Here is a 15,390-nt window from a genome sequence, read left to right as displayed (position 1 = left end):
GACGGTCCTGGAGCTTTATTGATGAGCGATCCACTCGACAAGGCCACCTCCAGGGCACCGCCGACCCTGGGGGAAGGCTGTCTGAGCCGCTATGACCCCGAAGCCATGAGTCGTGAGCACGGCACCGCGTTTCCCGGTGCCGCCGAGCTCTGGCAGCAGTTGCAAGCTGAGTCCGAGACGATTTTCATCGATGTGTCCCCCGGTCCGCTAAAATGCTAGAGACTTGTCTCAGCGACTCACCTTGGGTGACGACATGACGGATCCTGCACAACTTGTTTTCGGCGCCGACCCGATGGCTCAACCCATCGGTCAGGCGATGCGCCTGGCCAACCGTCACGGCTTGGTCGCCGGGGCCACCGGGACCGGCAAGACGGTGACCTTGCAACGCCTGGCCGAAGCCTTCAGCGATGCCGGGGTCGCGGTGTTCGCGGCGGATATCAAAGGTGATCTGTGTGGCCTGGGCGCGCCGGGCGATCCCCAGGGCAAGGTGGCCGAGCGGATCGCCGGCATGCCTTGGCTGAATTACCAGGCCAGGGCCTATCCGGTAACCTTGTGGGATATTCATGGACAATCCGGCCATCCGTTGCGCACGACCCTGAGCGAAATGGGGCCGCTACTGATCGGTGCGTTGCTGGAACTGACGGACAGCCAGCAGTCGGCTTTATATGCCGCGTTCAAGGTGGCTGATCGCGAAGGTCTGTTGTTGCTCGACCTGAAGGACCTCAAGGCGCTGCTCAATCACCTCAAGGACCATCCGCAGTTGTTGGGCGAGGACGCCGCCCTGATGACTGCGGCTTCCAGCCAGGCGCTGCTGCGGCGCCTGGCGACCCTGGAGCAGCAGGGCGCCGAAGCGCTGTTCGGCGAGCCGGCTTTGCAGTTGGAGGATATCTTGCGGGCGACGGGCGACGGGCGTGGACAGATTCATCTGCTCGATGCCAGCCGCCTGGTGCACGAAGCGCCCAAGGTCTACGCAACGTTCCTGCTGTGGCTACTCGCTGAGCTGTTCGAGCAATTGCCCGAGCGTGGCGATGCCGACAAGCCGCTGTTGGCGCTGTTCTTCGATGAAGCACACCTGTTGTTCGCCGGTACCCCGAAAGCCTTGCAGGATCGGTTGGAGCAGGTGGTCCGGCTGATTCGCTCGAAAGGCGTCGGGGTGTACTTCGTCACGCAGTCGCCAGGTGACCTTCCCGATGCGATCCTGGCGCAGTTGGGGTTGCGAATTCAGCACGGGCTGCGGGCCTTTACCGCTCGGGAACAGAAATCGCTACGGGCGGTCGCCGAGGGTTTTCGGCCCAATCCGGCGTTCGAGGCCCTGGCGGTATTGACCGAACTGGGGATCGGCGAGGCGTTGGTGGGTACCTTGCAGGACAAGGGCACGCCGCAAAGGGTCCAGCGGGTGCTGATCGCGCCGCCGCAATCGCGTATCGGGCCGTTGAGCGAAGCCGAGCGGGCGGCCCTGATTGCCGGGTCGGCCCTGCTCGGTCGTTATGACAAGCCTGTCGACCGTGAGTCGGCCTATGAAATCCTGATAGCGCGCAAGGCGCCGATTAGCGAAGCACCGGCACCTACCGACGAAGTGGCGGGCCAGGAGCCGAGCTTGGCCGACAAGGCCGGCGAGTTCCTCGGCACGGCGACGGGGCAGGCGCTGAAGTCCGCCATGCGCCAGGCCGCCAATCAGCTGGGACGCCAGTTGGTACGCGGTTTGATGGGCTCGTTGCTCGGCGGCAATAAGCGCCGTTGAGTGTTCAGGCCTTGGGCCGGGCGTGGCTGGCCAGGCGTTCGAGGGCCGCGCGCAGGTTGGGGTCGTTGATGCCCTCGGCCGTTTCCTGGATGGTTTGCGCGGCATTGATTGACAGGTCCATGGTGTGGCCCGCCGCGCCCTGCTGGACGGTCGGTGGTTGTACCTTGAACAGGATGCGGGTCAGGCCGATGAACACGTCGAACGCTTGCAATTGTCGTTGCAGGCGTTTTTGCTGGTAGCGCAGGCGGGTCGCCCAGTGCCCGTCGGTGACGATCAGCAGCAGGCTGCCTTCGCGCCAGGAAGCCACATGGCAGTGTTCGCGTGCCGCTGGCTGCAGTTGGCTTTCCACCAGGCGTTGCAGGTGAGCCAGGCGTTGGGCATGACTGAAAATCGCTTTCAGCGGTTTGGCCTCGCGAAGCAGGACGGCGGGTGCCCGGGCGGGAAGAGGGCGAAATGCCATGATTCAGACACCTGAAGTAACAGAGCCGTCATGGTAGCAGAAACGACCAGGCCAGCCGCGCCCATTGATGCAGACCGGCTTTGCTCCTACAGTCTGCAACCAGTTTCCGGGCTTGATAGCTTGAAGTTCGGGAAAAAGACCTTATTTTAGAGTGGCCCCGTCAAAGCGCTGTGCCAGCATCGTGGAATAACGCCACTTTCCTCACCATCGTTTCCGGGTAGAATGCTCGTTCGCATGCGGCCATGAGGGCTGCTCGGGCGACTCACGGGGCCGCCCTCCATCCCTATGTGTGGAAGAACCTGCCGATATGTTTGCGCCTTTGTTAAAGAAACTTTTTGGAAGCAAGAACGAGCGTGAAATCAAGCGCATGCTCAAGACGGTACAGATCGTCAATGCCTTCGAAGAGCAAATGGTGGCCCTTTCGGATGAGCAGTTGCGCGCCAAGACCGAAGAGTTCAAGGCCCGCATAGCCAAAGGTGAAACCCTCGATAAGATTCTGCCGGAAGCCTTTGCGGTCGCCCGTGAAGCCGGCAAGCGTGTTATGGGCATGCGCCACTTCGACGTGCAGTTGATCGGCGGCATGACCTTGCATGAAGGCATGATCGCGGAGATGCGTACCGGTGAGGGTAAAACCCTGGTAGCCACCCTGGGCGTCTACCTCAATGCACTGTCCGGCAAGGGCGTGCACGTGGTGACGGTGAACGACTACCTGGCTCGCCGCGACGCCAACTGGATGCGTCCACTCTATGAGTTCCTCGGCCTGACGGTCGGCGTCGTCACGCCATTCCAGCCGCCGGAAGAAAAGCGTGCCGCTTATGCCGCCGATATCACCTACGGTACCAACAACGAATTCGGTTTCGACTACCTGCGCGACAACATGGCGTTCAGCATGGAAGAGAAGTTCCAGCGCGAGCTGAACTTCGCCGTGATCGATGAAGTCGACTCTATTTTGATCGACGAAGCCCGTACCCCGTTGATCATCTCCGGCCAGGCCGAAGACAGTTCGCGCCTGTACACCGAGATCAATAAGCTGATCCCGCGCCTGACCCAGCACATCGAGGAAGTCGAAGGCGTGGTGACCAAGGAGGGTCACTTCACCATCGACGAAAAGACTCGCCAGGTTGAGCTGAACGAAGCCGGTCACCAATTCATCGAAGAGATGCTGACCCAGGTCGGCCTGCTGGCCGAAGGCGAGAGCCTGTACTCGGCGCACAATCTGGGCCTGCTGACCCACGTCTACGCTGGCCTGCGTGCGCACAAGTTGTTCCACCGCAACGTCGAATACATCGTGCAGGATGGCCAGGTGGTCCTGGTCGACGAGCACACTGGCCGTACCATGCCGGGGCGCCGTCTGTCCGAGGGCCTGCACCAGGCCATCGAAGCCAAGGAAAACCTCAATATCCAGGCCGAAAGCCAGACCTTGGCATCGACCACGTTCCAGAACTACTTCCGTCTCTACACCAAGCTGTCCGGCATGACCGGTACGGCCGACACCGAAGCGTTCGAGTTCCATCAGATTTACGGCCTGTCGGTGATGGTCATCCCGCCGAACAAGCCGCTGGCCCGCAAGGACTACAACGACCTGGTGTTCTTGACCTCCGACGAGAAATACACAGCAATCATCTCCGATATCGAGGAGTCCCTGAAGCAGGGGCGTCCGGTGCTGGTGGGTACCGCGACCATCGAAACCTCCGAGCACATGTCCAACCTGCTCAATCAGAAAGGGATCGAGCACAAGGTCCTGAACGCCAAGTTCCACGAAAAGGAGGCGGAAATCATTGCCCAGGCCGGTCGTCCCGGCGCTCTGACCATTGCCACCAACATGGCCGGTCGCGGCACCGATATCCTGCTGGGCGGCAATTGGGAAGTCGAAGTGGCCTCGCTGGAAAACCCGACGCCGGAGCAGATTGCCCAGATCAAGGCCGACTGGCAGAAGCGCCATCAGCAAGTGCTTGAGTCGGGCGGCTTGCAGGTGATCGCTTCCGAGCGTCATGAATCGCGCCGTATCGATAACCAACTGCGTGGTCGTGCCGGTCGCCAGGGTGACGCCGGCTCCAGCCGTTTCTACCTGTCCCTGGAAGACAGCCTGATGCGCATCTTCGCCTCCGATCGGGTGAAGAACTTCATGAAGGCCCTGGGCATGCAGCCTGGCGAAGCGATTGAGCACCGGATGGTGACCAATGCCATTGAAAAGGCCCAGCGTAAGGTCGAAGGGCGCAACTTCGACATCCGTAAGCAACTGCTCGAGTTCGACGACGTTAACAACGAGCAGCGTAAAGTGATCTATCACATGCGCAACACGTTGCTGGCGGCCGATAATATCGGCGAAACCATCTCCGACTTCCGCCAGGATGTGCTCAACGCCACGGTCAGCGCCCACATTCCGCCACAGTCGCTGCCGGAGCAGTGGGACGTAGCCGGGCTGGAGGCTGCCCTGGAAACCGATTTCGGCGTGAAGCTACCGATCCAGCAGTGGCTCGACGAAGACGATCATCTGTACGAGGAAACGCTACGCGAGAAGCTTTTGAACGAGCTGCTGGCGGCTTACAAGGACAAGGAAGATCAGGCCAGCGCCGAGGCATTGCGAACCTTTGAAAAACAGATCGTGCTGCGTGTGCTGGACGATCTGTGGAAAGATCACCTGTCAACCATGGATCACCTGCGTCACGGTATTCACCTGCGCGGTTACGCCCAGAAGAACCCGAAGCAGGAGTACAAGCGCGAGTCGTTCACGCTGTTCTCCGAACTGCTCGATTCGATCAAGCGCGACTCGATCCGTGTGCTGTCCCACGTTCAGGTGCGCCGCGAAGATCCGGTCGAAGAAGAAGCCCGCCTGCGCCAGGAAGCCGAAGCCCTGGCCCAACGCATGCAGTTCCAACACGCCGAAGCGCCTGGTCTGGAAGCGCCGCAAGTGCTGGGGGAAGAGGCTGATGTGGCCTTGGCCAGCACTCCTGTACGCAACGAGCAGAAGTTGGGTCGCAACGAGCTGTGCTACTGCGGTTCGGGCAAGAAGTACAAGCATTGCCATGGACAGATCAGCTAAGATTTTTGTTCGACTCTGAAGCACCGCGCCGCGACTGGCTTGCCTTGCCGTCGCGGCGTTTTTCCATTTGAAACACTGTCCCTTTTGACGACAGTGCAGACATTACATTGAACATTCAAAGGAGCGCATTCATGGCTGTTGGTCTTGGCCCGTTGCCAACGTTGCACCCGGTTGCCGGTTTTGAACTCGGTATCGCCTCGGCGGGTATCAAGCGCCCAGGGCGTAAGGATATCGTGGTCATGCGCTGTGCCGAAGGGTCCACGGTGGCCGGCGTGTTTACCCTGAATGCGTTCTGCGCTGCGCCGGTGATTCTGGCCAAGCAACGTGTACAGGGAGCGGTGCGTTACCTGTTGACCAACACTGGCAATGCCAACGCCGGTACCGGCGAACCTGGGCTGGTGGCCGCGGCCCGTACTTGCGCGCGATTGGCCGAGCTGGCGGGCGTCGATGCGAACGCCGTACTGCCATACTCCACCGGCGTGATCGGTGAACCATTGCCGGTCGAGAAGATCGAAGGTGCCCTGCAGGCCGCGCTGGACGACCTGTCGGTGGATAACTGGGCCGCCTCCGCCGCCGGCATCATGACCACCGATACCTTGCCCAAGGGCGCCAGCCGCCAGTTCCAGCACGACGGCGTCACCGTCACCGTGACGGGTATCAGCAAAGGTGCCGGCATGATTCGACCGAACATGGCGACCATGCTCGGTTATATCGCCACGGATGCCAAAGTCTCCCGTGACGTTCTGCAGAACCTGCTGCTCGACGGCGCCAACAAGTCGTTTAACCGTATCACTATCGACGGCGACACTTCGACTAACGATTGCTGCATGCTGATTGCTACCGGCCAGGCCAAATTGCCGGAAATCAGCGAAACCAGCGGCCCGCTGTTCGCAGCGCTGAAGCAGGCGGTGTTCGAAGTCTGCATGGAAGTGGCCCAGGCGATTGTCCGTGACGGCGAAGGCGCAACCAAGTTCGTCACGGTTGAAGTCAATGGCGGCGGTACTCATCAGGAATGCCTGGACGTCGGCTACACCGTGGCCCATTCCCCCCTGATCAAGACCGCGCTGTTCGCCTCCGACCCGAACTGGGGACGCATCCTGGCAGCGGTCGGTCGCGCCGGTGTCGTCGACCTCGATGTGAGCAAGATCGATGTGTTTCTCGGTGAAGTCTGCATCGCCAGCCGTGGTGCTCGCGCCGCGACTTATACCGAGGAGCAGGGAGCGGCAGTGATGGCCCGTGAGGAAATCATCATTCGTATCGAACTGGGACGTGGTGCGTGCCGCGAAACGATCTGGACCACGGATCTGTCCCATGAGTATGTGAAGATCAACGCGGAATACCGCACGTAAGGACGGCGCGGTCCCGGAGGAGCCAGCGGTCCGATCTCCCGGCTGGCTAGCCCGTGAGACCACTCACGAGTTTGTGCACAAACGCCGACTCTCAAGAAACGAGCGGACTGTAGGAGCTTTTAGTGTGAAACCCGTACAGGTGGCAGCGGCGGTTATTCGAGACATAGACGGGCGGATCCTGATCGCTCGGCGGGCCGATTCCCAGCATCAGGGTGGCTTGTGGGAGTTTCCCGGCGGCAAGGTCGAGGAGGGTGAAACGGTGTTGGCGGCCCTGGCCCGTGAGCTGCGCGAAGAACTGGGTATCGTGGTGATTACAGCCCGGCCACTGATCAAGGTACGGCATGACTATCCGGACAAGGCGGTATTGTTGGATGTCTGGGAGGTCTCGGCTTTTACCGGTGAGCCTCATGGGGCCGAAGGTCAGCCCTTGGCCTGGGTCACGCGGCGGGAACTGGCGGATTATCAGTTTCCGGCGGCCAACCAAGCGATCATCGCGGCAGCCCGGTTGCCAGGCGAGTACCTGATCACGCCGCAAGACCTGGAGACGACGCAGTTGTTGCGAGGCCTGCAGAAGGCGATTGCCGGTGGGATCAAGTTAGTCCAGTTGCGTGCACCGAACGGTTATGACCCGAAGTATCGCGACCTGGCGGTGGATGCGACCGGTTTGTGTGCCGGCAAGGCACAATTGATGCTCAAGGGGCCTTTTGAATGGCTGGGCGATTTTCCTTCGGCCGGTTGGCATGTCACCGCCGCGCAGTTGCGCCAATACGCCGGTGCCGGTCGCCCATTGCCTCAGGATCGCTGGTTGGCAGCGTCATGTCATGATGCGCAGGAGCTGGCGCTGGCCGAGCAGATGGGCGTGGATTTCGTCACCCTGTCGCCGGTCCAGCCGACCCCGACCCATCCGGATGCACAGCCTCTGGGGTGGGACCAGGCACGGCAGTTGATCAGCGGTTTCAATCGGCCAGTGTATCTGCTCGGTGGCGTGGGTCCGCAGGAGCGGCAACGCGCCTGGGAGAACGGAGCACAAGGGGTGGCGGGTATCCGCGCGTTCTGGCCGGATTAACCGGTCCAGGCACGGGCATCTGAGACCGGTTTCTACAGATGCCCTGGCGTCGCGCCGATCAGTGAGCGGGAGGGCTTTTCGTCGCTTCCCAGAGAATCTCGGCAACCTTCTCACGCCGGGCAATCAGTCGGGCGGCGACGAAGAACAGATCCGATAGCCGATTGATATAGGCCAGGCCCACGCCGCCCAGTGGTTCCACGGCGTTGAGCTGCTGGCAACGGCGTTCCGCGCTGCGTGCCAGGCTACGGCAGACATGGGCCTGGGCAATCAGCATCGAACCGCCTGGCAGGATGAAATTCTCCAGCGGCCCCAGCTCTTCGTTCCAGCGATCGATAGTGGCTTCCAGCCGGTCGATTTCGCTTTGGTTCAGGGCCTGGTACTCCGGCATGGCCAGTTCGCCGCCGAGATCGAACAGACGATGCTGGCAAGGCGCGAGCACCTCGATCAATTCCTCCAGTTCCGGGTGAATGACCACCAGTTCCGCCAGACCCGCCAATAGCAAACCCAGTTGGCTGTTAAGGCTATCGACTTCGCCGATGGCTTCGATCCGTGGGTGATCCTTGGGTACGCGACGACCGTCGCCCAGCCCGGTTTCGCCGGTATCACCGGTCCTTGTATAAATCTTCGATAGACGAAAACCCATGATTACAGCTCCGTTTGCTTCAGTATGGGAAAGGTGACCTGGCTACCGGCCAGCGGCAGGCGCAGGGTGAAGCAGGTCCCCTGGCCAAGAGCCGATTGCACTTCCATTTGGCCCTTGTGGTTGTTGGTGATGATGAAATAGGAAACCGACAGCCCCAGTCCAGTGCCCTGGCCGATCTCCTTGGTGGTGAAGAAGGGTTCGAAGGTGCGTTTGCGGATGTTCTCCGACATGCCGATGCCGTTATCCTCGACCTGGATTTCCGCCCATGGCGGGTTCAACCGGGTGCGCAGGGTGATGCGTGCGGGTTCACGCTCGTCGTCACGCTGGTGGATGGCCTGCGCGGCGTTTTTCAGCAGATTGAGCAGCACTTGTTCCAGTTCGTTGGCGGTACCGGGGACAGGGCCGAGTTGGGGGTCGAATTGACGAATGATAGCCAGGCCCTTGAAGTCGAAACCAATAGCCAGGTCGAAGTCGTTGCCGGCGATTTCCACGGCCTGGTCGATCAGGGCGGGCAGATCGCATGGGGCCATTTCCCGATTGCTGCGCCGGCTGAAGCTGAGCATATGGGTGACTATTTTGGCCGCTCGTGCGCCAGCCTGCTGGATGCCGTCAAGCAGTTGCGGGACTTCGCGGCTCTTGAGGTACTGATTGACGGTGTCCAGGTCGATCCCGGCCAGTTCGGCGTATTCGAGGTTTTTCGGTAGCTCTGAGGACAGGCGTCGACGGATGTTCTGGACATTGTGCAGGATAGCCCCCAGTGGATTGTTGATTTCGTGGGCCATGCCGGCGGCGAGCCCGCCGACCGAGAGCATCTTTTCCGACTGTACCATCATTTCTTCCAGGGACAGGCGCTGGGTAATGTCGTCGATGCGGATCACCACGCCGCGCCCGGCACCGCCCATCAGTGGGTAGAAAGTCAGCGCATAGTGGTGGGCTTCGTCGTCCTTGATCCAGGTAACGCGCTCGATCTTCGCCACGCTGTGTTGTTCGACGGTGTCCTTGAGCTGCGGCAGAAAGGGTTTCAACGGCTCGAAGGCGAGGAAGATCGGCTGGTTCAGTGCCTCATCCAGGCGGGTTCCGGAAAGCGTACTGGCTTCCTGATTCCACTGGGTGACATAGAGCTGCTCGTCCAGGGCGATCAGTGCCGAGGGCATGGAGTCGATGATGCTATTGAGATAGTTCTGGAAGCCAGTGAGTTTTTTCTCGATCTTGCTGCGGACCTGGACTTCGAGCTCCAGCTTGCGGTTGGTATGCCGGGTTTCCTCGGCCAGACCCTGAGCCTGGTCGTAGGCGGCCTGGGAGTCGTCACGGGCGCGCTTGAGCTGCTGTTCACGCGCTTCGATGCGCGAGAGCATGGTATTGAAGGCTTCGGCCAGGCTGCCGATTTCATCGCGGTTGCCCCGCGAGGCCCGCAGGGAATAGTTTTCTTCGCGGGTAACCTGGCGCGACAGTTCCTCCAGCTCGTGGATCGGTCGGGTGATCAGTCGCTTGATTTGCCGGGCAATGATCAGCCACAGCAGGACGCTGAAGATCAGGATTCCCAAGCTTGCGGTCAGGGTCCCGGTGTAGAAGGCCACCGGTAACTCGCTGCTGGCCACCAGCAGCAGGTGTCCGGAGGCCCGGTCTGGATAGGGCATGTCGATCACCTGATTGCTGCGAAACTCGGTCAGGCGCCAGGCTTCGATGTCCCGATAGCGTTCCGGCAACGTCAGACGGTCACCGTGTTGCAGTTGAGTCAGTCGATCACCCTGACTGTCATAGATGGCGGCGGCCCGCAGGGGGGAATAGGTGTTGAGTTCTTTGAGCAGGATCTCGGCGTTTGCGGCGGAGTCCAGAGCCTGGCTGGCCAGGTTCGGGTTTGAAACCAGCCGACCGATGATCTGCAAGGCCTGGGGTGCCATGCTTTCCTGGGAAATCCAATAAGCCGCGCTGATAAAGGTCAGGTTGGCCACCAGCAGTACGGTAGTCAGCAGCACCAGCAGGGCCGCCAGGAGTTTCTGGCCGACGGGCAGGTTTTCTAGGCGCTGGCGCAGAGGCATTGCGGATCCTGTTTGACAAGGGAAAAAAGGGGCGAGCATTGGTCGCATCGAACATGAATGAGTGTATCAAACCGCCGATTTTTACTACGGTCTTTTGCCTAAAGTGCGAACTGAACGGGTCGACGGCTGCTTTACGGCGTTGTAAGTTGCTTGGGCGATGCGCTCGCAGTTCGATAGACAAACATCAAGAACTGGGTTCAGGGAGAAAACAACCATGGGGTTTTATTGCAAACGTGCGGCACTGGCGAGATTTGCCATGGGGGTTGCGCTGTCGATAGCCGCGCCTCATGCGCTGGCGCAGATCAACCAGCCGGTTCATGACAGGGCCGAGCACTACAAGGAAGACGGGTTGAAGCTGCTGGAGCGGCTGGTCAACATCGATTCGGGGTCGGGCTACGAGCCGGGTTTGCAGCAGGTCCGGGCGATTGTCAGCGAAGAATTGAAAAAGCTCGGGGCGAGTATCGAGACCTTTCCCGCCACCCCGGCGTCGGGCGAGAGCATCGTGGCGACCCTCAAGGGCACCGGCAAGGCGCGAATTTTGTTGATGGCGCACATGGACACCGTCTTCAAGGAAGGTACGGCGACGGCCAAACCCTTCTATATCAAGGACGGACGGGCCTACGGGCCGGGTGTCATGGATGACAAGGGTGGCATCGTCGCCGGTCTGTATGCGCTGAAAATCCTCCAAGACCTTGATTTCAAGGATTACGCGAAAATCACCTTCCTGCTCGATACCAACGAGGAAACCGGCTCCAAGGGGACCACCGAACTGATTCAGCGGGTGGCCAAGGAACACGATGTGACGTTGAATCTGGAGCCCGGTCGCCCCGCCGACGGCCTGGTGATCTGGCGCAAGGGCAGTGGCACGGCGGTAGTGGAAGTCAAGGGCAAGTCGGCCCATGCCGGTGTGGCTCCGGACAGTGGGCGCAATGCCGCGATGGAAGCAGCGCACCAGATTCTCCAGTTGGGCAAGCTGGGTGATCCGGGGAAGCAGACCACGGTCAACTTCACGGTGCTCAAGGCCGGTGACCGGGTCAATGTGATCCCGGATTCAGCCATCGCCAAGGCCGATGTACGGGTGTTGGTGCCGGAGGAGTTCGATCGGGTCGAGCGCGACCTGGCCAGGGTCTCGGCCAACAAGTTGATTGCCGACACCGAGGTCAGGACCAGCCTGCAGCGTGGCCTGCCGCCGATGTCGCCGACACCGGCCCAGGATGCGCTGGCGACCAAGGCGCAGGCGATCTATGGCGAAATCGGTCGCAAGCTGACCCTGGAGGGCAGTGGTGGCGCGGCTGATGCCAGCCTGTCGGCGGCAATGGGCACCGCGACGCTGGATGGCTTCGGTATCGTCGGCGGTGGCATTCACACCGAAGACGAGTATGCGGAAGTCGAGAGCGTGGTGCCGCGCCTCTATCTGCTGACCCGGATGCTGATGGAAATCACCCGCTAACCACGACATCCATTCACAGGTTTACTCAGGTACCGGGCAATCCATGGGCGGCAAGGTGCGCGATCAGACGGTCGCGCAGTTGATTCAGGTGGGGCAGGTTCAAATGATGGCGTTTGGCCGCTTCGCAGGCGTAACCCAGTAGGTAGCTGATTTCCGTGCGCCTGCCATGGGCGACATCCTGATACATGGAGGAGTAATTCGCCCCCGTGGCCTGGATGACCCGTGTCACTTCGTCGTGCAGGTCCTGTGCGGCTGCGGGTTGGCCGCAGTGCTCCAGCAGTTCCTTCAGTTCGCCGCAGAGGGTGGCTACTTCACAGTGGTGATCGCGCAGGTCGCCGTTACGGCAACCATACAGCACCGTCAACGGGTTGATGGCGCAATTGAGCGCCAGCTTGCGCCAGAGCGGGGTGAGGATCTGGGTCTGCCATTCATGGGGAATACCGGCCAGGAGCAGATCGTCGAGCCAATAGGGCGGTTGGGGGTGGGCAATATCTCCCAGCCAGGTAAAGCCGTGCCCGGCAAACACGACTCGCCAGTCGCCGTCGCGAAAGGCTCCCTCGGTGCTGGAGGCAAAGAGGCAGCGAGCCTTGGGCACCAGCGTAGCGACGGCATCCTGGCTGCCCAGGCCGTTCTGTAGCAGGATCAGTTCGGCATTCTCGGCCAGGCGCGGGGCCAGTCGGGCCACGGCCGATTGCGCATCATAGGCCTTGCAGGCGACCAGCAGCCGGCTAATGGGCTCGGCGGCGTCAACGGTCTGAGCTGGAATGGCAATCTGTTGCTCCTGACCCTGTTCGACCAGGGTCAGACCGCCGCTGGCGCGGTAGGCAGCCAATCGCGCCGGGTCTCGCAGGATCAGCGTGACGGGCAACCCCACGCGTGCCAGGCGGACAGCCCACAGGCTGCCCAGGCTACCGGCACCGAGGACGTGCCAGGTGGTGGCCATCAATCGCGGGCCGGCAGGCGCTTGGCGCTGACCACACCATCGGCATAGGATTCGGCCAGCAGCCGATCGGCTTCGTCGAACAGGGTTTGCTGGTCCAGTGGGAGGCATTTGCTGTCCAGGCCCACCAGGCTGACGCCAGCCTTGAGTTCCACCGGTCCGGCGGTGGTCATGAAGGGCTTGAGGTTCAGTCCGTCATACAGGCGCTTGAAGCTGCTGGGCGCGCAGTCCTGAAGGTCGGCTGGCAGGGTCATCAGCACGAAGTGCTGGTCGTCCAGGCGCGCCAGCATATCCAGCGGACGTACCAGTTGCTGCAGGCGCCGGGCGATACCTTGCAGCAGTTCGTCATAGAAGTCATTGCCGTACTTGCGTTGCAACTCATTGGCCTGCTGCACGCCGATCAGCAGGTAACAAATGGCGCCGCCACGAGCCTGCACCTGGCGCAGGCTGTCGGTCAGTTTCTGGCGCAGATAGCGAGCGTTGCCGAGGCCGGTCAAGGCATCGACGAGATTGCGTTGTTCGAGGCTGGCGATGTTCTGGCGCAGCAGGCGGTTCTCCTGGCGCAGTCGCTGCAGGGTGCTGCATTGGCGGTCGGCAGCCAGAACGCGGGTCAGCAGCAGGCGCTCGATGTCCTCGGGGGCGATCAGGTCGTCGATATCGTTGTCCGAGGCATCGTCGAGCAAGGAGAGCGGCGATTCGGAGCTGATGAGGAGCACGTAGGTAGCGTGATCGTTCATCTCGTCGCGCTGCCTGACCTTCGTCGCCAGCTTCAAGCCAGCGCTTGCGGCGCAGACCAGCACGCTGACCGCACGCTGGTCGATTTGCTCCAGCGCCAGGACGATGTCGTTGGCCTGGCGGATATCCTGATAACCGGCGCGTTGCAGACTGGCGCCAAAGGCGCTGCTTACCAGATGGTCGTCACTCACCAGCAAAATGCTCAGATCCGGATTAGGCATGGCGTGGCTCGCAAGTGAATGAGTACTAAGAACCGTTATACTGCTCGTGGATTTTAACCGTCAAACCGGGTGCGCTCCATCGGTATCGAGCCGTGCCTGGCATAATTTTGGAGAAATGACATGCCGTCGTTCGACGTGGTATCTGAACTGGACAAACACGAAGTCACCAACGCCGTCGAGAACGCCGTCAAGGAGCTGGACCGCCGTTATGATCTCAAGGGCAAAGGTTCTTTCGAGTTCAAGGAAAAAGAGCTGACCGTCAACATGACGGCCGAAGCTGAGTTCCAGTTGGAGGCGATGCTGGAAATCCTGCGTATGGCCCTGACCAAGCGCAAGATCGATGTGAGGTGCCTGGAAGTCAAGGACGCCTATGCTTCCGGTAAGCTGATGAAACAGGAAGCGACCTTCAGGGAAGGCATCGACAAGGAGATGGCGAAGAAGATTGTGGCGCACATCAAGGAAGCCAAGCTCAAAGTGCAGGCGGCCATCCAGGGTGAGCAGGTCCGTGTGACCGGTAAGAAACGTGATGATCTGCAAGAGGCGATTGCTAACTTGCGGATCAAGGAGTTCGATAGACCGCTGCAATTCAACAACTTCCGCGACTGATTGAGTTGCCAAGGAACCTCTGGCGGTTATTGGCGTCGGAGGGCCCAGGTACGGCGCAAACGATTGAGTGTTCGAGCCCCTGTCGTTTCGCCGAACCGTCGCATGGTAATAGGAGAGAACAATGGATCTGAACGCTGAAGTGGATCACCTTATCAAGGCCTCCCAGGCCTGGATTCCGATGATCATGGAATACGGCAGCCGCGTGCTGCTGGCGATCATCACCTTGGCCGTGGGTTGGTGGTTGATCAACAAGCTGACCGGCAAGCTAGGCAAGTTGCTGGCACTGCGCAATGCCGACCTGGCACTGCAGGGCTTTATCAGCAGCCTGGCCAATATTGCCCTCAAGATCTTGCTCAGTATCAGCGTCGCATCGATGATCGGCGTGGCGACCACCTCGTTTGTCGCGGCGATCGGTGCCGCCGGCCTGGCCATTGGCCTGGCGTTGCAGGGCAGCCTGGCGAACTTTGCCGGTGGCGTGCTGATCCTGATGTTCCGGCCGTTTCGCATCGGTGACTGGATCACGGCCCAAGGGGTCAGCGGGACGGTGGACAGCATCCAGATTTTCCACACCGTCTTGCGGACCGGCGATAACCAGACGGTCATTGTGCCTAACGGTAATCTGTCGAACGGCATCATCACCAACACCAACCGTCAGGCCACTCGCAAGGTGGTGTTTGATGTGGGAGTGGATTACGAAGCTGACTTGCAACAGGCCCGCGAGGTCTTGTTGACGCTGGCCAAGGATGAGCGCGTGCTGGCTGATCCGGCACCAGCGGCGGTGGTTTCGGCCTTGGGTGACAGTTCGATCACCGTTTCCCTGCGAGTGTGGGTCAAGACTGCTGATTACTGGGACTTGATGTTCATGTTCAACGAACATGCGCGGGATCGTCTGAAGGCGGCGGGGATCGATATTCCGTTTCCGCAGCGGGTGATTCGGGTGATGCAGGAAGCCCCGACGAAATAAACAGTCGTCGGCTATTCGGTGTCGGATGAAGTGGCTATTGATGGCTGATGCCAATCAGTTGAGCCGCCGATACGAACCGTGCAGGCGGTCGGCGACGTTGCTGCGTGGTTTGTCGCGCTAAACAGTGTGCTTT

13 protein-coding genes are annotated in these 15,390 nt (G+C 60.6%); 8 read left to right on the top strand and 5 right to left on the bottom strand.

From position 1 onward, the window contains the following. Window positions 1-21 precede the first annotated feature (21 nt). Both BMX68_RS03565 and BMX68_RS03560 read left to right on the top strand, forming a co-directional pair. The gene (locus tag BMX68_RS03565; RefSeq protein WP_017131969.1) at window positions 22-219 is read left to right on the top strand and encodes a hypothetical protein; all 198 of its coding nucleotides are present in this window, start codon (window positions 22-24) and stop codon (window positions 217-219) included. Between the two features lie 34 nt (window positions 220-253). Beyond that, window positions 254-1,741 carry a helicase HerA-like domain-containing protein gene (locus BMX68_RS03560; protein WP_017131970.1) on the top strand — a complete coding sequence of 496 codons (1,488 nt, stop codon included), beginning with the start codon at window positions 254-256 and terminating at the stop codon, window positions 1,739-1,741. Between the two features lie 4 nt (window positions 1,742-1,745). Here BMX68_RS03560 and BMX68_RS03555 read toward each other — a convergent pair whose 3' ends face one another. Beyond that, on the bottom strand, window positions 1,746-2,201 hold the full coding sequence (locus tag BMX68_RS03555) for a DUF721 domain-containing protein (RefSeq protein WP_017131971.1): 456 nt from the start codon (window positions 2,199-2,201) through the stop codon (window positions 1,746-1,748). Window positions 2,202-2,508: 307 nt separating this feature from the next. Here BMX68_RS03555 and secA point away from each other — a divergent pair, with 307 nt between their 5' ends. From secA to BMX68_RS03540, 3 genes are all read left to right on the top strand, one after another. Further along, a complete protein-coding gene (secA, locus tag BMX68_RS03550; protein ID WP_017131972.1) occupies window positions 2,509-5,244 on the top strand; it encodes a preprotein translocase subunit SecA in 2,736 nt (911 codons plus the stop codon). Window positions 5,245-5,375: 131 nt separating this feature from the next. Continuing rightward, window positions 5,376-6,593, top strand: coding sequence for a bifunctional glutamate N-acetyltransferase/amino-acid acetyltransferase ArgJ (gene argJ, locus BMX68_RS03545; protein ID WP_017131973.1), 1,218 nt, complete (start codon window positions 5,376-5,378; stop codon window positions 6,591-6,593). Window positions 6,594-6,717: 124 nt separating this feature from the next. Beyond that, complete coding sequence (locus tag BMX68_RS03540; RefSeq protein ID WP_017131974.1) at window positions 6,718-7,659, top strand: Nudix family hydrolase; 942 nt, start codon at window positions 6,718-6,720, stop codon at window positions 7,657-7,659. A gap of 58 nt (window positions 7,660-7,717) precedes the next feature. Here the strand turns inward: BMX68_RS03540 and BMX68_RS03535 are convergent, their stop codons facing one another. Beyond that, window positions 7,718-8,302, bottom strand: a complete 585-nt coding sequence (locus tag BMX68_RS03535) for a cob(I)yrinic acid a,c-diamide adenosyltransferase (protein ID WP_017131975.1) — start codon at window positions 8,300-8,302, stop codon at window positions 7,718-7,720. A 2-nt stretch (window positions 8,303-8,304) separates the two neighbouring features. Next, window positions 8,305-10,341, bottom strand: coding sequence for a sensor histidine kinase (locus BMX68_RS03530; protein WP_017131976.1), 2,037 nt, complete (start codon window positions 10,339-10,341; stop codon window positions 8,305-8,307). A gap of 214 nt (window positions 10,342-10,555) precedes the next feature. Between BMX68_RS03530 and BMX68_RS03525 the strand changes: the two genes are divergently transcribed. Continuing rightward, window positions 10,556-11,791 (top strand): M20/M25/M40 family metallo-hydrolase, encoded by a 1,236-nt coding sequence (locus BMX68_RS03525; RefSeq protein WP_017131977.1) that lies wholly within the window; start codon window positions 10,556-10,558, stop codon window positions 11,789-11,791. A gap of 25 nt (window positions 11,792-11,816) precedes the next feature. Here BMX68_RS03525 and BMX68_RS03520 read toward each other — a convergent pair whose 3' ends face one another. Then, window positions 11,817-12,734, bottom strand: coding sequence for a putative 2-dehydropantoate 2-reductase (locus BMX68_RS03520; protein ID WP_017131978.1), 918 nt, complete (start codon window positions 12,732-12,734; stop codon window positions 11,817-11,819). Continuing rightward, window positions 12,734-13,687, bottom strand: a complete 954-nt coding sequence (locus BMX68_RS03515; protein ID WP_017131979.1) for a GGDEF domain-containing protein — start codon at window positions 13,685-13,687, stop codon at window positions 12,734-12,736. Before BMX68_RS03515 ends, BMX68_RS03520 begins: the two co-directional genes overlap by 1 nt. A gap of 120 nt (window positions 13,688-13,807) precedes the next feature. Here BMX68_RS03515 and BMX68_RS03510 point away from each other — a divergent pair, with 120 nt between their 5' ends. After that, entirely contained in the window at window positions 13,808-14,293 is a 486-nt protein-coding gene (locus tag BMX68_RS03510) for a YajQ family cyclic di-GMP-binding protein (protein WP_017131980.1), read from the top strand. 121 nt (window positions 14,294-14,414) lie between these two features. After that, on the top strand, window positions 14,415-15,257 hold the full coding sequence (locus tag BMX68_RS03505; protein ID WP_017131981.1) for a mechanosensitive ion channel family protein: 843 nt from the start codon (window positions 14,415-14,417) through the stop codon (window positions 15,255-15,257). Window positions 15,258-15,390 lie beyond the last annotated feature (133 nt).

The organism is Pseudomonas agarici (genome assembly GCF_900109755.1).
Taxonomy (GTDB): Bacteria; Pseudomonadota; Gammaproteobacteria; order Pseudomonadales; family Pseudomonadaceae; genus Aquipseudomonas; species Aquipseudomonas agarici.
Note: the sequence above shows the minus strand (reverse complement) of the source record. Positions and strands in the feature narration are given on the sequence as shown.